This is a genomic window from Fulverythrobacter fulvus (assembly GCF_037154085.1).
GTDB lineage: Bacteria > Pseudomonadota > Alphaproteobacteria > Sphingomonadales > Sphingomonadaceae > Andeanibacterium > Andeanibacterium fulvum.
Genome location: NZ_JBANRM010000004.1, coordinates 173,940 through 195,171, shown reverse-complemented (window position 1 = coordinate 195,171; position 21,232 = coordinate 173,940). Strand labels below are relative to the sequence as shown.

16 protein-coding genes, 1 tRNA gene and 1 pseudogene are annotated in these 21,232 nt (G+C 60.1%); 11 read left to right on the top strand and 7 right to left on the bottom strand.

Annotation, left to right across the window (positions count from 1 at the left end):
• Window positions 1-429: a GlcG/HbpS family heme-binding protein gene (locus WFP36_RS13015; protein ID WP_336980955.1), complete on the top strand. Its 429-nt coding sequence runs from the start codon at window positions 1-3 to the stop codon at window positions 427-429.
• Window positions 430-538: 109 nt separating this feature from the next.
• On the opposite strand, the gene WFP36_RS13010 is transcribed toward WFP36_RS13015, so the two are convergent.
• Window positions 539-1,687 carry an aminotransferase gene (locus tag WFP36_RS13010; protein WP_336980953.1) on the bottom strand — a complete coding sequence of 383 codons (1,149 nt, stop codon included), beginning with the start codon at window positions 1,685-1,687 and terminating at the stop codon, window positions 539-541.
• Window positions 1,688-1,775: 88 nt separating this feature from the next.
• Between WFP36_RS13010 and WFP36_RS13005 the strand changes: the two genes are divergently transcribed.
• Window positions 1,776-3,749, top strand: coding sequence for a M1 family metallopeptidase (locus WFP36_RS13005; protein WP_336980951.1), 1,974 nt, complete (start codon window positions 1,776-1,778; stop codon window positions 3,747-3,749).
• Between the two features lie 83 nt (window positions 3,750-3,832).
• Window positions 3,833-5,917 (top strand): RelA/SpoT family protein, encoded by a 2,085-nt coding sequence (locus WFP36_RS13000; protein WP_336980949.1) that lies wholly within the window; start codon window positions 3,833-3,835, stop codon window positions 5,915-5,917.
• Window positions 5,918-6,764: 847 nt separating this feature from the next.
• Here WFP36_RS13000 and WFP36_RS12995 read toward each other — a convergent pair.
• The 3 genes from WFP36_RS12995 to WFP36_RS12985 form a co-directional block, all read right to left on the bottom strand.
• Window positions 6,765-7,082 (bottom strand): DUF1905 domain-containing protein, encoded by a 318-nt coding sequence (locus tag WFP36_RS12995; RefSeq protein ID WP_336980947.1) that lies wholly within the window; start codon window positions 7,080-7,082, stop codon window positions 6,765-6,767.
• 106 nt (window positions 7,083-7,188) lie between these two features.
• Window positions 7,189-8,112, bottom strand: a complete 924-nt coding sequence (locus WFP36_RS12990; RefSeq protein WP_336980945.1) for a peptidylprolyl isomerase — start codon at window positions 8,110-8,112, stop codon at window positions 7,189-7,191.
• Window positions 8,113-8,240: 128 nt separating this feature from the next.
• On the bottom strand, window positions 8,241-8,642 hold the full coding sequence (locus WFP36_RS12985) for a metallopeptidase family protein (RefSeq protein WP_336980943.1): 402 nt from the start codon (window positions 8,640-8,642) through the stop codon (window positions 8,241-8,243).
• Between the two features lie 88 nt (window positions 8,643-8,730).
• Between WFP36_RS12985 and WFP36_RS12980 the strand changes: the two genes are divergently transcribed.
• The 4 genes from WFP36_RS12980 (at window position 8,731) to WFP36_RS12965 (ending at window position 14,673) form a co-directional block, all read left to right on the top strand.
• A tRNA-Ser gene (locus tag WFP36_RS12980) sits at window positions 8,731-8,821 on the top strand.
• A 172-nt stretch (window positions 8,822-8,993) separates the two neighbouring features.
• Complete coding sequence (locus WFP36_RS12975; protein WP_336980941.1) at window positions 8,994-11,609, top strand: N-6 DNA methylase; 2,616 nt, start codon at window positions 8,994-8,996, stop codon at window positions 11,607-11,609.
• Window positions 11,610-12,114: 505 nt separating this feature from the next.
• Window positions 12,115-13,881: an AIPR family protein gene (locus WFP36_RS12970; RefSeq protein WP_336980939.1), complete on the top strand. Its 1,767-nt coding sequence runs from the start codon at window positions 12,115-12,117 to the stop codon at window positions 13,879-13,881.
• Between the two features lie 27 nt (window positions 13,882-13,908).
• The gene (locus WFP36_RS12965; RefSeq protein WP_336980938.1) at window positions 13,909-14,673 is read left to right on the top strand and encodes a hypothetical protein; all 765 of its coding nucleotides are present in this window, start codon (window positions 13,909-13,911) and stop codon (window positions 14,671-14,673) included.
• 25 nt (window positions 14,674-14,698) lie between these two features.
• On the opposite strand, the gene WFP36_RS12960 is transcribed toward WFP36_RS12965, so the two are convergent.
• Entirely contained in the window at window positions 14,699-15,130 is a 432-nt protein-coding gene (locus WFP36_RS12960) for a hypothetical protein (protein WP_336980936.1), read from the bottom strand.
• A complete protein-coding gene (locus tag WFP36_RS12955; protein ID WP_336981213.1) occupies window positions 15,127-15,876 on the bottom strand; it encodes a DUF3987 domain-containing protein in 750 nt (249 codons plus the stop codon). The genes WFP36_RS12960 and WFP36_RS12955 overlap by 4 nt, the downstream gene beginning before the upstream one ends.
• A 32-nt stretch (window positions 15,877-15,908) precedes the next feature.
• Here WFP36_RS12955 and WFP36_RS12950 point away from each other — a divergent pair, with 32 nt between their 5' ends.
• The 4 genes and pseudogenes from WFP36_RS12950 (at window position 15,909) to WFP36_RS12935 (ending at window position 19,777) form a co-directional block, all read left to right on the top strand.
• Window positions 15,909-16,988, top strand: a complete 1,080-nt coding sequence (locus WFP36_RS12950; protein ID WP_336980934.1) for a glycoside hydrolase family 68 protein — start codon at window positions 15,909-15,911, stop codon at window positions 16,986-16,988.
• A 3-nt stretch (window positions 16,989-16,991) separates the two neighbouring features.
• Window positions 16,992-17,882, top strand: a complete 891-nt coding sequence (locus WFP36_RS12945) for an ROK family protein (protein WP_336980933.1) — start codon at window positions 16,992-16,994, stop codon at window positions 17,880-17,882.
• Between the two features lie 478 nt (window positions 17,883-18,360).
• Window positions 18,361-18,513, top strand: a pseudogene (locus tag WFP36_RS12940) (IS6 family transposase); the annotation flags it as partial.
• Between the two features lie 247 nt (window positions 18,514-18,760).
• Window positions 18,761-19,777, top strand: coding sequence for a LacI family DNA-binding transcriptional regulator (locus WFP36_RS12935; RefSeq protein WP_336980931.1), 1,017 nt, complete (start codon window positions 18,761-18,763; stop codon window positions 19,775-19,777).
• On the opposite strand, the gene WFP36_RS12930 is transcribed toward WFP36_RS12935, so the two are convergent.
• Window positions 19,765-20,940: a multidrug effflux MFS transporter gene (locus WFP36_RS12930; RefSeq protein WP_336980929.1), complete on the bottom strand. Its 1,176-nt coding sequence runs from the start codon at window positions 20,938-20,940 to the stop codon at window positions 19,765-19,767. The two genes, WFP36_RS12935 and WFP36_RS12930, sit on opposite strands and share 13 nt — an antisense overlap.
• Window positions 20,941-21,232 lie beyond the last annotated feature (292 nt).

Here is a 21,232-nt window from a genome sequence, read left to right as displayed (position 1 = left end):
ATGCACCGTATCGACCTCGCCCAGGCCAATGCCATGATCGAAGCCGCCCTGAACAAGGGCACGGAACTGGCGCTCAAGCCGCTGACCGTGGTGGTGCTCGATGCAGGCGGGCACATGATCGCCTGCCAGCGTCAGGACGGGGCCTCGAACATGCGGGTCAAGCTGGCCACCGGCAAGGCGGCAGGCGCGCTGGCGCTGGGCGTTTCGAGCCGCACCATCGGCGACATGGCGCTGGAACGCCCGCACTTCATCGCCTCGGTCGACACGATGGGCGAGGGCGGCATGGTCCCGGCGGCGGGCGGCGTGATCGCCTGCGATGCGGACGGCGTGGTCGTGGGCGCGATCGGCATTACCGGCGATACGTCGGACAATGACGAAGCCTGCGCGCTGGCGGGCCTTGCGGCGGTAGGGCTGAAGGCGAAGAACTGAGGGCTACATTTTCGTCATCCTGAACTCGTTTCAGGATCTATTTCTCCGGATCGAGCGGCGGTGCGTGGGGAGGGATGGATGCTGAAACGAGTTCAGCATGACGGATGGCTCAGTTGGAAACTGCCGCCCGGAACTCCGCCAGCTTCGCCAAAGCCTCGTCCAGTGTCGCGTCCTGCTTGGCAAAGCAGAAGCGCAGGAAGCCTTTTTCCTTCGTGTCGTGATAGAAGGCTGAGACGGGGATCGTCACCACGCCTGCCTCGCGGATCAGGCGTTCGGCCATCTGCTCGTCATCGGCGGGCAGGCCCGAGGCGGCGAGATCGACCGTGACGAACCACGTGCCGCTGGATGGCAGGACGGCATAGCCCGCCGCCTCCAGCCCTTCCACCAGACGGCGGCGGCTGGCGCCATATTGGGCGCGGTGGGCTTCGTGCCATTGATGGGGCAGGGCCAGCCCTTCGGCCACGGCCCATTGCAGCGGCGTGGCAGTAGTGAAGGTGAGGAACTGGTGCTGCGCTGCAATGGCATCGGCCAGCTTGGGCGCGGCGACGGCCCAGCCGATCTTCCAGCCTGTGAGGGAGAAGATCTTGCCCGCCGAGCCCACCTTGATTGCCCGGTCACGCAGCACCGGGATGGCGAGGGGCGAGACATGTGGCGTGCGGTCGAAGATCATGCCTTCCCATACCTCGTCGCACAGCAGCGCCAGATCATGCGCCTCGCAGATCGTGCCGAGCCGTTCCAGCTCAGCAAGCGGCGTGATCGTGCCGGTGGGGTTGTTGGGCGTGTTGAGGATGATCAGCTTCGTGCGGGGCGTGATGGCCTCTTCCAGTTTCTCCATCGGGATGGTCCAGTGCGGGGGCACCAGATTGAGCAGCTTTGCAGTGCCGCCCGCCCGCTCGATCAGCGGCAGATAGGCGTCATAGCAGGGCTGCAGCAGGATCGCCTCGTCCCCCGGCTGGATCAGGGCGAGGATGCTGGCGGCCAGCGCCTCGGTCGCGCCGGAGGTGACCACCACTTCCTCTTCCGCGACTTCCAGCCCCTGTTCGCTTCGGTAATAGTCGCACACCGCGCGGCGCAGTTCGGCAAGGCCGCGCATGGGCGGATATTGGTTCGATTTCTCCACCAGCGCGCGCCGGGCGGCCTCCAGCAGTTCGGGCGCATGCTCCCGGTCGGGGAAGCCCTGGCCGAGATTGATCGCACCCGTTTCGCGCGCGAGGGCCGACATGCGTTCGAAGATGGTCGTCGTGGCTGCGTTGGTCATCGCCGCCTTTCTGGAGCGCGTTGCGGCGGCCTGCAAGCGGCCAGAGCTGCTGGATTTGCGGAGCGGATTTGACGAGCGCCTCTTAATCGTGGAATTGGTGTTAAACGAAACCAGTTCCCCCGATCCCTGTCCGGAGAATCCGATGCGCGCCGCGCTCAAGTCGTTCCTGCTGTCTCTCTCGCTGCCCCTGTCGCTGCTCGCCGCTGCCTGTTCGGGCGGGGCGGACAAGCCGGCCGAGGAAGCGATTGTCTCCCCGATCCTCACCAGCGAGGACGCGAAGGACGCGGCCACTTTCGCCCAGCCCGAAGTGGCGCGGGTGACGCATGTGGCGCTGGACCTCGCATTGGATTTCGCGGCGAAGACGGTGAGCGGCACGGCCACGCTGGATATTCTCGCCAGGCCCGATGCCGATACCATCGTGCTCGACAGCAACGGGTTGAAGATCGCGAAGATCACCGATGAGAGCGGGGCGCAGCTGCCCTTCACAATTGGCGCGAAGGTGGAAGGCAAGGGCGAGCCGATTAGCGTGACCATCGGCAAGGCCCGAAAGATCACTATCGCCTATTCCGCCGCGCCCGATGCGGAGGCGCTGCAATGGCTGGCCCCGCAGCAGACGGCGGGCGGCAAGCAGCCCTATCTGCTCAGCCAGGGGCAGGCCACGCTCAACCGCAGCTGGATTCCCACACAGGACAGCCCCGGCATCCGCCAGAGCTGGGAAGCGCGGATCACTGCGCCCAAGCCGCTGACGGTGGTGATGTCCGCCCTGCGCGTGGGCGAGCCGGAGGATGTGGGCGATAATCGCCGCGCCTTCCGCTTCCGCATGGACAAGCCGGTGGCGCCTTACCTGATCGCCATTGCTGCGGGCGATCTGGCCTATCGCGAACTCGGCCCGCGCACCGGCGTGTGGACCGAACCTTCCATGCTGGATGCCGCTGCGGCCGAACTTTCCGATACGGAGAAGATGGTGGAAGCAGCCGAGAAGCTCTACGGCCCCTATCGCTGGGGTCGCTACGAGATGATCGTCCTGCCGCCCAGCTTCCCCTATGGCGGCATGGAAAACCCCACCATGACCTTCCTGACGCCCACCTTCATCGCGGGCGATCGCAGCCTGACGGGGCTGGTGGCGCATGAACTGGCGCATAGCTGGTCGGGCAATCTCGTCACCAACGCCAACTGGTCCGACAGCTGGCTGAACGAGGGGATCACCTCCTATTTCGAAAACCGCATTGTGGAAGAACTCTACGGCACCAAGCGCGCGCAGCAGGAAGCCGCGCTGAGCTTTGCCGAAATGGAGAAGGCGCTGGCCGAGGAAGGCATGAATGCGCCGATCACCGCGCTGCACCTCTCGCCCGAACTGGGCGTGCCCGATGGCGGCAATTCCGGCATCATCTACGACAAGGGCGCCACTTTCATGCGCACGGTGGAAAGCATCGTGGGCCGCGAGAAGTTCGACGCCTGGCTGCGCAGCTGGTTCGACAAGCACGCCTTCCAGCCCGCCACCTCCGCCATGCTGCTGGACGATATGCGCGCCCATCTGGTGAAGGGCGATGCGGAGATGGAAAAGAAGCTGATGCTGGATGACTGGGTCTACAAGCCCGGCCTGCCGTCCAACGTCCTGCGCCCGCCCGCTTCCGCCTTTGCCGATGTGGACAAGGCTGCCGAAGCCTATCGCGCCAGCGGCACGCCCGATGCTAGGGCATGGGGCACCTGGACCACGGCGGAACGGCTGCGCTTCCTGTCGAAGGTTCCGGCAAAGCTCGATGCGGCAAAGCTGGCCGCGCTGGATTCCTCGCTGGGCCTGTCGAAGTCCGGCAATAAGGAAATCCTGTTCGCCTGGCTCGAACTGGCGCTGAACAACCGTTACGATCCGGCAGTGCCGGCGGCGGAGAAATTCCTCTCCAGCGTGGGCCGGACCAAGTTCGTCAAACCGCTCTTTGCCGCGCTGATGAAACAGGGCAGCTGGGGCCAGCCGATTGCCAAGCGCATCTATGCCAAGACCCGTTCGGGCTATCACGCAGTGACGCAGGGCGCGGTAGACGAGGTGGTCGGCAAGCCCGCCTGACGCCAGCCGCGTTGCAATAGCTTTCCCACTCGAGCGCTTTCCCGTTGCAAAGTGGGGGGTCTTGCCCCCATTTGGGAAGCACAATGCTGCGTCAGTACGAACTTGTTGAGCGGGTAAAGGATTACGCCCCCGATGCCGATGAGGCGCTCCTTAACCGCGCCTATGTCTACACCGTGCAGAAGCACGGTTCGCAGAAGCGCGCCAGTGGGGACCCCTATTTCTCCCATCCGGTAGAAGTCGCCGGGTTGATGACCGACCTGAAGCTCGATCAGGAAACGATCATCACCGCGCTGCTCCACGATACGGTGGAAGATACGCTCGCCACGATCGAGGATATCGAGAAGAATTTCGGCCCCGATGTCGCCCGGCTGGTGGACGGCGTCACCAAGCTCTCCAAGATCGAGCAGATGCCCGAGGACGAGCGGGCGGCCGAAAACCTGCGCAAGTTCCTCCTCGCCATGAGCGAGGATTTGCGCGTGCTGCTGGTGAAGCTGGCGGACCGGCTGCACAACATGCGCACGCTGCACTTCATCAAATCGCCGGAAAAGCGCCGCCGCATCGCGCGCGAGACGATGGATATCTATGCCCCGCTGGCCGAGCGGGTGGGCATGTACGAATATATGCGCGAGATGCAGCTCCTCGCCTTCGAGCAGCTGGAGCCGGAAGCCTATGCCACCATCACCGGGCGGTTGGCGCAGATCCGCAGCCAGGAAGGCGGGCAGGTCGATGACATCGCGCTGGCCATCAAGCAAGCGCTGGCCGAAGCCGGGCTGAAAGTGGAAGTATGGGGGCGCGAGAAACACCCCTATTCGATCTGGAAGAAGATGGCCGAACGCCATGTGAGCTTCGAACAGATCACCGATATCATGGCCTTCCGCGTGCTGACCGAAAGCGTGGAGGACTGCTATCGCGCATTGGGCGTGCTGCACACCACCTGGCAGTTCATCCCCGGCCGCTACAAGGATTACATCTCCACCCCCAAGTCGAACGGTTACCGTTCGCTGCATACCTCGCTGATCTATGAAAATTCCATGCGCATGGAAGTGCAGGTCCGCACGCGCGAGATGCATAGGCTCAACGAATTCGGTCTCGCCGCTCACTGGGCTTACAAGCAGGGCGGCACCCGGCCTGACGGGCAGGTTGGCTGGCTGCGCGACCTGATCGAGATCGTGGATGCCAGCCACGATGCCGACGAATTGCTCGAGAACACGAAGCTGGCGATCTATCAGGACCGCATCTTCGCCTTCACGCCCAAGGGCGCGCTGCACCAGCTGCCCAAGGGGGCGACGCCGGTGGACTTCGCCTTTGCCGTCCATACCGATCTGGGCGCGCAGGCCGTGGGTGCCAAGATCAACGGCCGCCACATGCCGCTGCGCACCGAACTGCACAATGGCGACGTGGTGGAGATCATCAAGGGCAGCCATTCCGAGCCGCAGCTTTCCTGGCTGGGCTTCGTCGTCACCGGCAAGGCCCGCGCTTCCATCCGCCGCGCCGTGCGCGCCAAGGAACGGGCCGAGATCGCCGCCATCGGCCACAAGCTGTTCGATCACATCGCCGACCGCCTGCCCGCCAAGATCGGCAAGAAGGCCATCCGCGCTGCGGTGGACCGGCTGGGCATGGAGGACGAGGACGAGCTGATGTACGCCATCGGCGCGGCCAAGATCAAAGATCGCGAAGTGATGGAAGCGCTGGTGCCCGGCAGCACGGCCGACATGCCCGAGCCGGAAAAGCAGGAACGCGCCATCTCCATCCGCGGCCTCACCCCTGGCGTGGGCTTCAAGCTGGCCGAATGCTGCCACCCCGTGCCGGGCGACCGCATCGTGGGCCTGCGCCATCCGGGCGAAGTGGTGGAAGTCCACACGATCGACTGTCTGGAACTGGCCAGCGGCGTGGATGCGGACTGGGTGGACCTGTCATGGGGCGAACGCTCGCAAGGCGCCACCGGCCGTGTGCGCGTGGTGCTCTACAACCGCCCCGGCACTCTGGCCGAAGTCGCGGGCATCTTCGCCAAGAACCACGCCAATGTGATGAACCTGGTCCTCTCCCAGCGCGACGATCCGTTCCACACTTATGAAGTGGACCTCGAAGTGCAGGATTTGGCCCACCTCACCCGCATCCTCAGCGCCCTGCGAGCGAGTGATGCACTGGCCGAAGCGAGCCGGATGTAGCGGTGGTACCGAGGACTAAGAGGCGGGACATCCCCTCTTCGTCATCCTGAACTTGTTTCAGGATCCATTTCTCCGGATCGAGCGGTGGTTCGTGGGGAAGGATGGATGCTGAAACGAGTTCAGCATGACGGAACTAGCCCACACCCCACCCAAACCTCCGCCCATCCTGAGCCTGTCGAAGGACACGCGCTGACCTTTGGGCCGGGCGCATTCAAGTCAGCCTCATGGGGCTGCCGTTTCCTGTGTCCTTCGACAAGCTCAGGATGAGCGGGTGTGGGTGAGTGGGGCGGGAAGCGTGGCGCACGCACACCCCATCATCCGGCGGCGAGCCCGGACCTAACGCCAGTGTGAAAATCCAAAGGAACCGCGCGGCCGGCAATGCGCCGGAGGCAGTGCGGAAGGTTTATCTTGCGAGTGGCCCGGGCGCCTGTTCCGCAGCGCGCATGGGCTCGGCCCTGTCCGGAGCGGCTGGGAAGCGCGGGCGGGCTCGCACGAGGCGCACTTCCATCGCGGCTGGTGCCGCGCCTGATCCGATCCGGCGGCTGGGCCGGCGAGAGCCTGCCCAAGGCGCATGAGCGCCGGCCGCGATGCGGGAGTGACATTCCCCTGTTGTGTGCAGGAGCACCCGCGATTGGAGGGGAAGGCAAGCCGGCCGAGCCGCCTCCCGGTTCCATATCCTGTTTTGAGATGCAGGATGGGCGTGCATATAACCAAATAGGTTTAAAATGTCAAGAGATATGTGTGAATTCGGCAATGTCGTGAGTCCCTGCGCAGGCAGGGACCCAGTGCCCAACCGAGCGCCTTGACCATGGACCCCGGCCTCCGCCGGGGTTCACACATTCCGAACCTAAAGCAGCTCCAGCTCGATCTCGAGCAGGTCGCCTTCCTCCAGCCCTTCCGCACGCTGGATCGCCTTCTTGACCGGCAGGAACCAGCCGCCTTCCTTCTGCGGGAAGACGGAAGTGGACCAGCGACTGTCACCAAGGCTGACATTCACTTTCACCGATCCGAAGCCGCGCCTTTTGCCCAGTTCCAGCCTCCGCATCAGCTCATGCCCCCGGATCGCCTCCTCGGCCTCGCCGGTGATGCTGACATAGCCCAGCCCGGCAAAGTCGCCGAGTTCCCAGTGGAGCAGGGGCGCTGCGAAGCGGATGGTTTCGCTCATGGTTCGTCCCTTCGTCATTGCGAGCGGCAACGCCGCGAAGCAATCCACGGCCCAGCGCGCAACCGCCCTGGATTGCTTCGCTTCGCTCGCAAAGACGAACAGGAAATCATTGCGCCAACACCCGCCGGATGGGCACCGGCACATTGCAGATATCGGCGCCGCCCGCCGGGACCTTGTAGAACTCGTCCTGCCGGTTGGCGCGCGAATGGGCATAGGCGGCGAAGCTGTCGCTGTCGGTCGAGAGATATTCGAACCGCGGCAAATTGCGCGCTTCCGCCCCGATCCGTACCGACAGGATCGGCACGCGCTTGTCCGCCTCGTCGTCGCCATAGAAGCCCAACTCGCCATGCCCGCGCGGCAGGCTGGAAAGATGCTCGATCCCTTCGATAACCCGGCCCACCAGCGCGATGTTCCGGTCCAGCTGGCGCGGCGCCTGTCCGATCACGACATAGAGGTCGCTGCCCGCGCCGGTGCTTTCCAGATCGCGCGCCACGCCGACCATGCCGTAGCAGTGGACGGGCCACCAGTTCCCGCCGCTCACATGCATGATCGCCGGCTCCATCGCGACCGGAAAGCCAGCAGCAAATCCAGTTGAGACAGCGTAGGCATCACGCGCCCTTACGGCTGTGGGGCGGGGCAGGCGGCCTTCATCCGGCACTGTATACTCTCTCTCCGGCACTACCTTCAGCCCCTCCGGCAGGGCCTTCTCCTCCGTCACATCGCCCCACTGGACCACGTAATTGTCCTGCACGCGGTAGACGCTCGTCCCGTCCCACCAATGCGCCGCCGCCAGCTTGCGGATATTGCCGACCCAGCCCTGGCTGAACGGCGCGGGCATCAGCTGGATCACCACCCGCCGGGCATTCCTGTCGCGATCGGGTGCAAGGTCCATCACCATCAGGTCAGCAGGATCGATCGCAATCCAGTCTGCCGCCGGCGCCGCCGCCACGATGGAAGTGGGCGTCACGGCCTCCTCGGCCGAAGCGGGCAGGGCAAGGGCAAGCAGCGCAAGCGGGGCGAGGCGTTTCATGAGTGGCAGAGTGCCATTGTCCCTCGACATTCGAAAGCCAATATCCGCCCGCCCTGAGCTTGTGGAAGGGCCGTTTTCCCCTGACGGTAAAGACTGTGCTTCGACAGGCTCAGCACGAGCGGGGGGGGCTAAACCATTTCCTCCAGCGCATGCATCGCCTCGTCCGACAGGCCGAAATGGTGCCCCACCTCGTGAATCACCACATGGGCCACCAGATGTTCCAGCGTCTCGTCCCCGCGCGCGATCCATTCGTCCAGGATCGGGCTGCGGAACAGGCGAATCCGGTCGGGCATGGTGCCGGAATGGCCGATGCTCTTCTCGCCAAGGGGCAGGCCCTCGTAAATTCCGGTCAGTTCGAACGGATCCTCGATACCCATGGCCGCCAGCGTTTCGGCATCGGCGAAGTCTTCCACCCGCAGCACGATATCGCCCAGATGCACGCGAAACTGCGCCGGAAGCCGTTCCAGCGCGGCGAGGGCGATAGCCTCCATTTCCTCGGCGGAAGGGGCAAATCCGAAGCGTCTTTCCATGGAATGTCGATTTAACGCCAAGATAGCCACCTGCAAGCTTGCCCAACTGCGCGACCCGCGCTATCGGCCCGCCTTCCGTCAGGCATGCGGAGCGGTGGCCGAGTGGTCGAAGGCGCTCGCCTGGAAAGTGAGTATACGTCAAAAGCGTATCGAGGGTTCGAATCCCTCCCGCTCCGCCACACCATCTATTTTTCCGTCTATAAATCAGAGGTTTAGTGGCGCGAGGCTGATCCCGCCCAACATTCCAGCCAACATATCTGCGGACATGTAGTGTGTGATTGCGTCCCTGCGTTGGCGCTGCCATTAGCCACAGCAGCGCCAACCAGTGCGAATGTGTTCGGGAAGAGCTAAATGGTTACACCCTTCGAAGTCGAGTTCGACGAAAACGGCGCAATCGTGGATTACCTGTCGGGCGATAAACTCGTTTCCACGCCCGAAGAGCGGGTCCGGCAACGATATCTAAGGGTTCTCCATCTCGAATATGGCTATCCCAAAGACAGGATGCGCCGAGAGGTTACGATTCAGCGCGGTAGCTCAAATTTAATTGATGGAGCCGGTAAGCCCGTTCGCGCTGACATAGTGATTTACACCACAGCACAGGCTGCGCGCACCAACGATCAGGGAAAATTCTTCATTGTGGTGGAGTGTAAAGCCCCCACAGAGAAGACCGGATATAATCAACTCGTTTCATATATATATAACACAAGCGCAGCTGGTGGTGTCTGGTTCAATGATTCCGGCGCAGACGATGAAGTCGTTTATTACCGACGCCTGAGCCAACCTGATAACAGTTTGATTCCTTGGGTCGGTATCCCCCGGTCAAATGAAACGTGGGATTCGCTGGGCCGCAGACCCAAGGCCGATCTTATTCGACCCAAAGATATCAAAGGGCTACTTCGTCGCTGCCACAATAAGCTGCATGGGCGCGGCACAGACGGCGAAGAATCTGACCTCACCATGGACATGGTGAGATTGATTCTCGCCAAAGCCATGGACGAAGAGCGGTCCGACCCGCTTCCAGCGTTTTATTGCACGCCAGAAGAATATGGCAGTCCCGAGGGCCGGGAAGCAGTTGCTGACCGCATATGCGATCTCTTTGAAGAGGTTAAGCGAGCGAATTCCGATGTCTTCTCGCCGGAAGATAGGATTGGGGTCGGAACGCGTGTTATCGCAGACGTCGTAGTTGAATTGCAGGATTATCAGCTCGTATCGCCCATAAGTGATGCGGTTGAATGGGATATCATGGGCCATGCCTATGAACAGTATACGTCTGTTCATCTCAGGAGGGAGAGAGGGCAATTTTTTACTAACCGTATCGTCATCGATATGGTCGTGGAAATGTGTAATCCCGACTACATGGACATTATTCTCGACCCCGCGGGAGGATCGGGCGGCTTCCTAACAGGGGCTATGCGGTATGTGCGGAGCAAGATTGTAAACGGGCAAGGAAGCGCGACAGCGAAGGCGCGACAGCTGGATCGGCATCGCACCAATCTTTTTATGGTCGAAAGCACCAAGCGCCTCGTCCGCGTTGCGAAGACTGCTATGATCCTAAATGGCGACGGCCACGCCGGTATGACTCCGGGCGACAGCCTGGGTGAATACGACGCTTTCGAGCGCTCGATTATTGCTAGAGCCGGGCGGGGAATGCCGACTTGCATCCTTACAAATCCGCCTTTTGCTGGTGTCGGCGAAGGGAGAGTCTCACACCAGGAAACCCTAAATCGCTTCAAAACTGGGCAGCGATGGGCCGATGTGAATGGCGAGTATCGCCCAACGGGAGACCTGCTTTCAGAAGGCGCTCCGCCTGAATTGCTGTTCGTGGAGCGTTGCCTTGATTGGCTAGCGCCAGGCGGCACACTCGGCATCGTCCTCCCTAAGAGCTTTCTCGACACGAATACATATCGGCCTGGACGAGAGCTGCTGTTCCGCTCCACCCGCATCAAGGCGGTGATCAATTTACACAAAGACACGTTCCAGCCGAATACCGGAACTCGCACTTGCGTCATTATAGCTGAGAAATTGCCGCTCGGTGAGGAAGCTGGTGACTACCCAATTTTCATGGCAATATCTCGGCGCGTAGGACAGAATAGCGAAGGCGTCCCTGTCTACAAACATGACGCGTTGAATAACCTTACGTCTGATATCGACGAAGACATATCTGACATTTTGAATTCATACAGGGATTTTCTGAAGAACTCCCTTGTCAAAAGCCAATATGTTTTCTCCATCAATGCAAGTGACGTTGATGCCTTGCGCCGCATCAATCCGCAGCTGTTCCTTCCGCATCTGAATGAAACGGTAAAGCAGATCGAGAGTATCGACGGAGTTTCGGGATGGACCGCAATCCCGCTTGATCAACTGGACCCAGGCATAAAGATTTTCAAAGGGCCTCGCCTCAAGAGTGAAAATCTGATCGTAGAAGGTCCCGGCAGCGGCATAGAGCCATACTATACGCCGAGTGCCATGCTCCAAGAGAAAGGCGATAGCGCAAAGTGGCTAAACGTGAGCCGTGCAGATAAAAAGCAAATAGCCACCATTAATGCCATTCGAGTCCACAAGGGCGATATCGTTATAAGCCGATCCGGAACGGTTGGGCGGGTTGCTATCATAACCAACAAATACGATGGAGCAATCGTTAGCGATGATCTAATAAGGGTTCGCACTTCTGACGAGGAAAAACGCGCGTTCCTATTCACGTATTTACAGTCGCGGTTTGCCCAAGATCAAATGAGTCGAAACGAATATGGCGCCATACAACAACACCTTGAACCGCAGCACATCCGAGATATTCTGATCCCTTGGCCTGATGACAGCAGCCGGCTTGGCGACATCATTGAAAAGGCTAATATGACCGTGCGCGCACGTGAGGAGCTTGACGCATTGAATCAGGAACTCTCTGCGGAGACTGCATCCCTCATCGACACACTCATCGCCGCTGCTGCGGGTAATGCGGGAACCGAATAAATAAACACGACCGGGCCGCTCCGGCGGCTCGGAACCGGTCGGTTTCGAGCCTCAGGCAAGCTCTATATCGAAAACTAGCCGTTCAGGCACTTGGGCGCGGCAGCTACTGCTAGCCTGGTATCTGACGCAGCCGTTTGCCTACTCACCAGCGTTAGCGCTGGCCCACGCGCGCTACGGAAGTTGAGGCACAAAGCCATGGACCATGGCTAAGCTCTTAAGGAAATCGCGCTCTCTCTTTCCGTTTCGGCAACAGGCTGCGTTCCATTGCGCGCCTCTCTTGCTTGGCACTTGCGGCGCGGTTCCCGGCGCGCTTATCCGTCTGTGATCCGGTGCGATACGGCCACCCACATCGCCACGAGCCCGGGACTCGATATGGCCGGATGCAAGGCGTTCGCCAAATATGAAGGTCGCTTGCTTAGCAGCCGTTTCGTCAAAGCGACAAGCATTGCCTTTCGTCGGACCAGCCGCCAAAAAGACGCCGAGGTTGAGGGCAATGGGGCGGGAAATGTTCGATAAAATCAGAGCACAAGTTGCGAGCGACTATTTCCAGCAGAATTTCCCGAACGACGGCCAGCGCTTCGTAGCTTGGTATTTGCGTAACGTCCTGTTCCGCGACATGAACGAGACAAAGGCCGACATAACCGATGGCGCGGACGACAAGCAGATTGATGCAATTATCGTCGATGATGACAAATCCATTGTCCGCATCATCCAAGGCAAGTTCATCGGGAATGGTAGCGTTGATGGCGAACCGCTACGCGAAGTGCTGTCGTCGTGGATTCAAATCAAGGATTTGGCACGGCTTCAAAACGTGGCGAACAGCAAGCTGAAGGCTAAGCTGTCCGAACTGGCAACGGCTCTTGAAGACGATTACGAAGTTTCATTCGAACTGATAACCACCGGGGCGCTGACGCCAGCCGCGCAAGCCGACTTGGCCGCGTTCCAAGAGGAATTGGCGAAGCTAAGCGAAAATGAATCGTTCGACGCAACGATTCACGTCATTGACGCGGACGAACTTCAACGGCGCTACGAATACGCCATTGAAGCCGACAACCCCAGCCTGAATTACAAGCTGGACCTGTCCGGCGCGAAGCACATGTATCACGAAATCGCGGGAACGCCGGTCGTCGTGGCGGCGCTACCGTTGAAGGAATGCATCAAGCTGCCCGGTATCAAGGACGGCACGCTGTTCCAGAAGAACGTGCGCCAAAGCCTTGGAACGAGCAACGCGGTCAACAAGGGCATTCGCCATTCGATCCTTGGCGATAAGCGCAGCGATTTCTTCTTTTTCCACAACGGCGTGACGGCACTCTGCAACAAGATGACGTATGACGATGCCAGCCAGTCGCTTTCGCTGCACGGGCTTAGCGTCGTGAACGGCTGCCAGTCGCTCAACACCATATTGTCGTGTAGCGAAACGGTGAAGAAGGTTGATGATGCCTTCATCCTGTTCCGGTTCTACGAAATTCCGCAGCGGGACCGGGCGGACAAGATTTCGATCAACACGAACTCGCAAAGCGCTGTGAAGGCACGCGATTTGCGCAGCAATGACAAGCGGGTTCTGGCGCTGAAAAAGGCATTCGAACTGAAATACCCGACCGGCTATTTCATCACCAAGCGCGGCGAAGCGGCTCCCGCTGATCGCAACAAGGCCGAAGTCGTCGAACTGTCGGAATATGCCAAGACGTTGATCGCGTGGCAGACGCTAAGGCCGAACCTGTCCTACGGCGAAACCAAGATTTTCGACAAATATTTCGAAACGCTGTTCAAGAACAAGGACTACCCCCCCGAAAACGTCATGGCATTGAACAAATGGATGAACGCCGTTCGCCGCACTTGGGTTTCGGACAACCCGCTAAGCTTGAACGAGACGTTGTTGGCGATGAAAGCATATGCGCCGTATCATCACCTTTACGCCGTCGCGATGTGCTTCGCCATTTCCAGCAACCAGTCAGACCGGGTTCCCAACCCGGCGCGCGCATGGAAGGCTGCCGAAGCGGCTGGCATGGTCGATGAAATCGTGCGGCTTGGCGGAACGGCGTTGAACATGGCGCTAGAAGCGGCAGCGAACGAAACGCAGCCGCCCAACCGCGTTTTCAGCCCGCAAAACTGGATCAAAACCAAGGGCTGCCTGTCGAACATCAACATGGCCGTCCGCAACTATTTCAACATGCTCAACGTCATGCCGGGCGGTGCGGAAATGAAGAAGAAGCTGAACGACGCCGCCGTTTTGCCACAGGAAGCATTCGAATATCGTTGGTCCGCCGACTAAAAATCTTATGCCGATGGGGTCTTGCGCATGAGTTCAGGTCTTGAGTTAAAGCCGACAACCAATCCGCCCGAAATCGACTGGGAAGATGGCGATTCAGCCGTTGAAGCCATGGTTGAATGGTTTCACGCCAATTTCGAAGACCCTGCCATGGAGACGCCCTACGAGAGCGCCGAAGGTGGCTATCAATACATTTGGGGCGGTCCATATGACGCGCAAGAGGAACTTTGGGACGCTTTTCCCGACGCCACCGAAGAACTGATTTCCCGTGCGGCTGACGAAATTCAAGCCGATGGCCTGTTCGACTGGGCACCGGCTGGAAGCCGCATTCAGCCGGATGATGAACCCGACGAACCTCTTGAGGCAAGGCTTGAGGCGCTTGGCGGGCAGCTAGATCGCATAGAGCAGCATATTGCCTATTGGCGTAATCGCCCCCCAAATATCGGCCATAACGGTCCACCTGATGAATTCCGGCTTGAACCTGACGACGCCGATTTGGTGGCAGCCGAAGCCAGCGTTGCCGAAATTCGCGTTGAACTGGCTAAGCCAGACCGAGAGAACACAGCCGACGTTGAAGTCATCGAACGTGCTGAAAGCGCATTTGAGAAGCTGGCCAATAAGGTTTGGGGCTGGATCAAGAAAGGGGCGGGCTTGCTTGCTGGCGGTGTCGTCGCTGGCGTTGGCAAGGGTATGGGTGAAGACCTTTGGAATGATCCACATGCGTTTTGGGACGTTCTTCAGGATGCTGGATCGACACTGGCGCAATGGGCCGAACACTTAACTGCGCTACTGTAGGTCGCAAAACGACCAGATTCATGCGCTACCGCGTCAACATATCCAAATCCCGGCGAATCTTGCGGTTGCGGAACGCCCGACCGAACATTTCGGCAAGTTCTTCGTCGGCCATGTCGGAAAAGTCCGGTTCCTGTTCGCGCTTCAGGATCAGGCCGCGCGGCACCAATGACGCGATGATGCGCAGATAGGCGGCTGGATCGTCCGTGCGAAGCTTTTCCAGCGCGTCCGCGCCATGTTCGGCGAAGTCGCCTTCGATGGCCGCAAGGAAGGTTTCGGTGAGCCGGTTGCGGCTGCCTTTCTTGCGGCCACCGCCGTTATTGCCCGATAAAAAACGGCCTTGCCCATCACGTTCGGCGACTTGGCTCCCCCCTGCTAATGGCGCTATCGGCGCTAATCCGCTGTCCAGTTTAGCAAGGATAGCGGGCTTAGCGGGCCAGCCGGAATTGTCGTCGCTCATGGGACCAGTCTCCAAACTTCCTTGCGTGGCTTGCCGTCAACAACTGTGCTCGGCGGCAAGCGTTCGAGCCAGCCGCTTTCGGCCAGGACCGTGACGGCAGCGCGCGCGGCCTTCGCCTCACGCAATTCTGACGGGCCGAATTGATAGATCGTCGCCAGATGCAGGACGGGGTTCGGCTGGCCCTGCCACCAGTTCAGCAATCGTTGCGCCGTGCGAAGTTCGCGCGAAATCGTTGCCCCGCCGTTCAGTCGCAACATTTCATTGGCGTAATAGGTGGCGAGCGTGACGGCGGGATGCAATCGCATAGATGGCGGGTCCAAGGCATCGGGCATATCGGGGCGCGTGACGAACTGGCGCTTCAGCAAAAGGGCCAGCCGATTGTTGTAATCGGTCAGCACAGTATCCGTGCCGATGCCGGGTTCCTGATAAAAGCGCGTGCCCGCCGTGCTGTTCGGCGCGACGATCAGCATTCGGGCCAACAAGCCTATGCCGTCAAACATGGTGTCGCCGAAAAGCGTATCGGCAACCACCGGCTGCAACATGACATGCGCCGAACAGCGCCGTCCGGGCAGGAACTTTTCACCCGTGCCGACGCGCAATCGCCGGATGGGATCGCCATCCCATAGCGTGTTGAAAAGCGCGGCGGTGCGCATTCGCGCCTCATCATTGAAGGCCGCGCCGCCGATTAGCAGCCCGCCTTCCGCCGTGAACACGCCAGCCATAGGACGGCCTTGGGCAAGGTGCAGCGTAAGGGCTTCCGGTGTCGGGTCACGTGTTGATGATCGCGCCGGATGTCCGGCATACGGCTCCGTTGATCTGCGCGGGCGATTTTACGCGCATTTCTCCTGATCTCGATATCTGGGATGCCTGGCCATTGCAGGACCGTGCAGGAAATCCGGCCGCGGTCGGCACTGGCGAGACGCTGTGGATGGCGCTCGCCGCGCCGCATCAGGAAAACCCCGATGAGCGCCATGGACTTGCCCGTATTCACCTCTTCCAGAAGGACGCGGTGGGTTGGACGCATCTGGGGCCAGTCTTTCCCGATGGCTTCACTCCCGGTAGTCGAGAATGGTCCGGCTCGGCGGTGCTCGACGCGGGCTGCATGGAAGTGACCGTATATTTTACTGCTGCAGGCTGGCGAGGAGAGACAGCCCCGAGCTTTACGCAAAGGCTGTTCTCCGCCCGTGCACGCCTTGTCGGCAATAATGGGGCCTATCGTCTTGAGGGTTGGAAGGGCCTGGAGGAGTTTATCCGCCCCGATCCGAACTGGTACATGGACAGTGACGCCGGCACTGGCTCAGTGGGAACCATCAAGGCGTTTCGGGACCCAGCCTTTTTCCATGACCCTGCAAGCGGCGCGGGTTACATGTTCTTTGCAGCGTCTCTGGCTGGCTCGTCTCATGATTTTAATGGGGTGATCGGAGTTGCCAGTACACGAGGAGGCGCGGGGGGAGGATGGACCTTGTTGCCACCTCTAATAAGCGCGGACGGACTGAACAACGAACTGGAACGCCCGCATATGATCATGCATGGCGGCAACTACTATCTGTTCTGGTCGACACAGAGCCAGGTCTTCGAACCTGTCGGCCCGGTGGGGCCGACCGGCCTTTACGGTATGGTGTCGAAGCGTATCGATGCGGGATGGCAGCCGCTTAACGGCACCGGACTGGTCTTCGCCAATCCGGCTGAGGCACCGGGGCAGGCCTACAGCTGGCTTGTTCTGCCTGACCTGTCGGTGATCAGTTTTGTCGATAATTGGGGACAGTCCGCAGGTTCGGCCACGCGGCGTTTCGGCGGTAGTTTCGCGCCTGTCCTGAAGCTCCGGCTGGATGGTCAGGAGGCGGGTCTGGAGCTTTAGGCTATGGATGAAGGGGCTTTTCTCGCTGGCGTGGAACTGGGCGGGACCAAGTCGATCGCGGTTCTGGCTCAGGGGCGTAAGATCGTGGATCTGGTCAGGGTCCCCACAACCTCTCCGCAAGTCACTTTGGCGGTGCTGGCGGCGCAGCTTGCATGCTGGGCGGAAAGCCCTGGCTTCCTGTCGTTGGGCATCGCTTCATTCGGTCCATTGCAGCTGAATGCGGGGAGAGCGGATTTCGGCACCATGCTGGACACTCCGAAGCCGGGGTGGTCCGGTGCGCAGGTGGCGGCGTTGCTCACAGCCGGACTGGATTGCCCCTGGACAATCGACACGGATGTCAACGGAGCGGCCCTGGCCGAGTATCGCTGGGGAGGAGGGAGAGGCTGTGACAGCCTCTGTTATCTTACGATCGGCACTGGCGTCGGCGGAGGGCTGGTCATTGGCGGGAGTCCGGTTCATGGCGCGATGCACCCGGAAATCGGACATTTACGATTGCGTCGATCAATGGGGGATGACTTCCGGGGCAATTGTGAATTCCATGGTGATTGTATCGAAGGGTTGATCAGCGGACCGGCGCTCGCCCGCAGATTTGGCAGCGAACCGGCCCTGATTCCGGACGATGATGAGCGTTGGCGGCACGTTGCGTCAGACCTTGCAGAGCTCGTCGGCGCTATCCTGTTCACCACATCTGCGCAGCGGGTTCTGATTGGCGGTGGCATTGGCGTTGCACGCCCCCGGTTGATCGACATGGCCCGCCAACTCGTGGAGGCGCGTGCGGGAAAATACCTCCCGTTCCTCAATAGCGAAACCGTGCAGACGCTGCTGGCTCCGCCGGAACTTGGTGAAATGTCCGGGCCATTGGGAGCAATTGCGTTGGCGGGGCTTGATGTATGAACGGCTACCGTGCTCCTAGTAGAGCGTCGATTTTCTGTCATTTTTGACGAGGGATGCGCATCTTGCGAGTGGTTCGCTAGACCAAGTGCAGCGGTTGGTAAGCGGGGAGGGTTGGCGCGCCGCGAGGCCTTGCCTCCGCAACTACTTCAGCCGGGAACGCCAGCTTGTTGATTGTCAGGCTTACAAGACCCGCCGTTCCGCGGCCTTGGCTGAGTGGCGAACCCCTGCCGCCTGGGCCCATTCCGAAAAGGGTGGAACTGCGCCGCCCGGAGGCACGTTGCGAATAGGCTGACAGCTCCGCCAAATACTCCCTTGCACTTCTGCCAAACTGCCCCGGTAAGTCCCGGGTGCGCCTATGGGTGCTGTCAGACGAGGCGCAGCGGTCGGTAAAAGAGCTGTAGGGAAGGAGGCAGCAATGTGTCGTCCTCGCAAGCCCCGGTAGCCTGTGCAAACGCTTCAACTGATCGCTCAAAGAATCATGTGCCTCATGGTCGCGATGTATGTCCAGTTCTCCCTGTCTTTGCGGAACGTCGAGGATCTGCTGTTCAAGTGCGGGATCGATATCTGTCAAGAAACTGTGCAGCTTCGGTGGAACCGGTTCGGCCCGTTGTTCGCTGCGGATATTCGTAGGTAGCGGGTAAGCCGGATGCGCGGCTTTCGTCATCTACGCTCGCGAGAGTATGATCGCTCGCGTGTGGCCAAGACCTGATGGTCTTCGTCAAGCAAGGGATATCTGAGGTGCTTATCTTGCATTCCCAAAGCATCTTGGATGGGTGCGGACGGGGCGAGAGCGCGTTGAACCTGACAGTGCCGTTGTCCTGCTCTAGACAAGCCAGGTTGGTGCAAGCCACCATTCGACTCAAAGAGAGGAACGGGCGATGAGTGGCGACGCTCGCACGAACGGTAAGATCACAATCATCGATGTCGCGCGTATGGCCGGCGTTTCGCCCTCTACCGTTTCGCGCGTGATCAATTCACCCGATCTCGTGAATAGCGAGACCCGCAAGAAGGTGAAGAAGGCGCTGGACGATACGGGCTTCGTTCCCAATCTGCTTGCTGGTGGCCTTTCTTCCAAACGCAGTCGAACCGTGGCGCTGTTCATCCCCTCAGTCGCTTTCGGCCTGTTCGATACCACTATCCGCGTGCTCGTGCAGGAAATGGCGGCGCGCGGTTATCAGGTGCTGATGGGGTTCGGCGGCCGTTCGGACGAGGAGTTCAACCGAAGTCTGGTGATGGCCTTGGCCCGGCAGCCTGATGCGATCATCACGATTGGCCTCGCCTATTATCCGGAAACGCGAAAGCGCCTGCTGGATGCAGGTATTCCCATCGTTCAGGCATGGGAACGGCCGAAGAACCCGGTGGAGATGGTGGCTGGATTTTCCCATGAGGAAGTCGGTGAGGCTCTGGGCGAACATGCCCTGCGGATGGGTTACAAGCGGATTCACCTGCTGTGGAACGCGGGGGCCAAAGGCTCGCTCATGAGGTTCGGATTGTCCCGTATTCTGCTGGAAAACGGGATGCCGGAACCCTCGATCGAGATATTCCCGTTCCCCGGCAACTTCATGCAGGGCAAGAATGCGATGAAGGGAATTGCGCGGCTTGGTGCAGACAAGCGGCCTGATTGCGTGATCTGCGCATCCGACTGGCTGGCCCACGGGGCCATCGTCGGCGCCCTGGGGTCGGGGATGAAGATTCCGGAAGATATTGCCGTAACCGGTTTCGGTGATCTCGATTTTGCCGAGGGCATCGAACCGTCGCTGACCACGATCCGGATCGACGGCGAAAAGATCGCCTGCCAGATCGTGGAACTGCTGATGGAAAGGATGTCAGGCAAGCCCGTCCGCCAGCCGATTGTGGACCTGGGCTTCGAACTCATCCAGCGTCAGAGCGGGTAAGGCCTTCTTCGGGCAACCTGCACCGCTCTTGCGAAACAGGCGCTTGCAAGCAGGCTGGCGGCAACGATGCACAGCGCCACCGGCGCAAGCGTGCCGTCGTTGATCAGGCTGACCAATGCACTCACCGACGCGCCAAGGCATAGCTGGACAATGCCCAGCAGGGACGATGCCGTGCCGCTGCTGTGTTTGAGCGGTTGCAGCAGCAGGATGGTCAGCGGTGTCAGCAGGACGCCGACCGCCAGATAGCCGAGCGCGAAGAAGATCGACGGATAGACAGGGGCGTCCTGCTGATTGACCGAGGCGACCAGTCCAGCCGCCGCGGCGATCATCAGGGCAAAACCGCCTGTAACCAGCCTGTTCGTTCCCACTGCCTTCATCATCCGGGGCACGATCTGCGCGCCGCCTACCTGCGCGATGCCGCAGGCGACCATGAGCCCGCTGATGTGCCAGCTGTCGAACCCATATTGGGCTGCAAGGACGGAGGGCGCGCCGGCGAGAAACGCGAATGACGTGCTCATGACGAGGCCGCTGGAAAGAGCCAGAGAACGAAATTCAGCCATTTTTGCGACCTGCCAATAGCTGGCGAAGGTCTTCGTCAGAGGTTCCTGGCTCTGCTGGGCTGGCGGGTTGGTTTCCGGCAGTGAAAAGTAAACGAGCAAGGTCAGGACCACGATCGTTCCTGCGATTACCCAGAATATGGCGCGCCAGTCTGCAACGGTGAGCAGCATGCTGCCGAACAGAGGGGCGATTGTCGGCGATACGCTGGATACAAGGGCGACGATGGCCATCAGGCTCGCGGCTTCAGGCCCGGTGTGCAGATCGCGGACGATGGCCCGCGCGATGGCGATACCCGCGCATGCGCCCAGGCCCTGGATGAATCGCGCCAGCGTCAGGATTTCGGCGTCAGGCGATATTGCGCACAGGATCGAGCCGAACAGGAAGATGGCAAGGCCGACATAAAGCGGAGGTTTTCTGCCGACCCTGTCGGACAATGGGCCGTAAAAGATCTGGCCTGCCGCAAGCCCGATGAAGAAGCTGACCATGGTCTGCTGCAGCGCGCTCGATGACACCGCCAGTTCCCGCCCGATGGCGGGGAAGGCGGGCAGATAGAAGTGAATCGCAGAAGGGCCGATCGCCGTTATCAACCCCAGGATAACCGCCATCCTCAAATGACTCGTGTGGATATCACCAACTCCCGTTCGCGTCGTTTTAGGGGAAGATGCCTATGATAACGATTTCACAAAAGCAAAGGATTTTCAGGAGGCTTGGTTGAGCACCTGTGTGGCGGAAGCTGAAAGGAAATCGAAAAATATCTATTAAAACCAATTATATAACTAGAATTTAGCCAGGAATCTGCGTGAAACGCAACAAGCGCGCTTGACGAAATTATAGAAAACGTTTTCAATGCTCCTCAGCGGACCGGTAGAGTCCAAATTCATGAACGGGAGAATGACG

What these genes read in the sequence shown, in the direction of transcription:
- WFP36_RS13000 (WP_336980949.1), top strand. Translation starts at nt 3,833, where the DNA reads ATGCTGCGTCAGTACGAACTTGTTGAGCGGGTAAAGGATTACGCCCCC.
- WFP36_RS12995 (WP_336980947.1), bottom strand. Translation starts at nt 7,082, where the DNA reads ATGAGCGAAACCATCCGCTTCGCAGCGCCCCTGCTCCACTGGGAACTC.
- WFP36_RS12950 (WP_336980934.1), top strand. Translation starts at nt 15,909, where the DNA reads ATGATCGCGCCGGATGTCCGGCATACGGCTCCGTTGATCTGCGCGGGC.
- WFP36_RS13015 (WP_336980955.1), top strand. Translation starts at nt 1, where the DNA reads ATGCACCGTATCGACCTCGCCCAGGCCAATGCCATGATCGAAGCCGCC.
- WFP36_RS12985 (WP_336980943.1), bottom strand. Translation starts at nt 8,642, where the DNA reads ATGGAAAGACGCTTCGGATTTGCCCCTTCCGCCGAGGAAATGGAGGCT.
- WFP36_RS12965 (WP_336980938.1), top strand. Translation starts at nt 13,909, where the DNA reads ATGAGTTCAGGTCTTGAGTTAAAGCCGACAACCAATCCGCCCGAAATC.
- WFP36_RS12935 (WP_336980931.1), top strand. Translation starts at nt 18,761, where the DNA reads ATGAGTGGCGACGCTCGCACGAACGGTAAGATCACAATCATCGATGTC.
- WFP36_RS12975 (WP_336980941.1), top strand. Translation starts at nt 8,994, where the DNA reads ATGGTTACACCCTTCGAAGTCGAGTTCGACGAAAACGGCGCAATCGTG.
- WFP36_RS12930 (WP_336980929.1), bottom strand. Translation starts at nt 20,940, where the DNA reads ATGGCGGTTATCCTGGGGTTGATAACGGCGATCGGCCCTTCTGCGATT.
- WFP36_RS12945 (WP_336980933.1), top strand. Translation starts at nt 16,992, where the DNA reads ATGGATGAAGGGGCTTTTCTCGCTGGCGTGGAACTGGGCGGGACCAAG.
- WFP36_RS12970 (WP_336980939.1), top strand. Translation starts at nt 12,115, where the DNA reads ATGTTCGATAAAATCAGAGCACAAGTTGCGAGCGACTATTTCCAGCAG.
- WFP36_RS12990 (WP_336980945.1), bottom strand. Translation starts at nt 8,112, where the DNA reads ATGAAACGCCTCGCCCCGCTTGCGCTGCTTGCCCTTGCCCTGCCCGCT.
- WFP36_RS13010 (WP_336980953.1), bottom strand. Translation starts at nt 1,687, where the DNA reads ATGACCAACGCAGCCACGACGACCATCTTCGAACGCATGTCGGCCCTC.
- WFP36_RS12960 (WP_336980936.1), bottom strand. Translation starts at nt 15,130, where the DNA reads ATGAGCGACGACAATTCCGGCTGGCCCGCTAAGCCCGCTATCCTTGCT.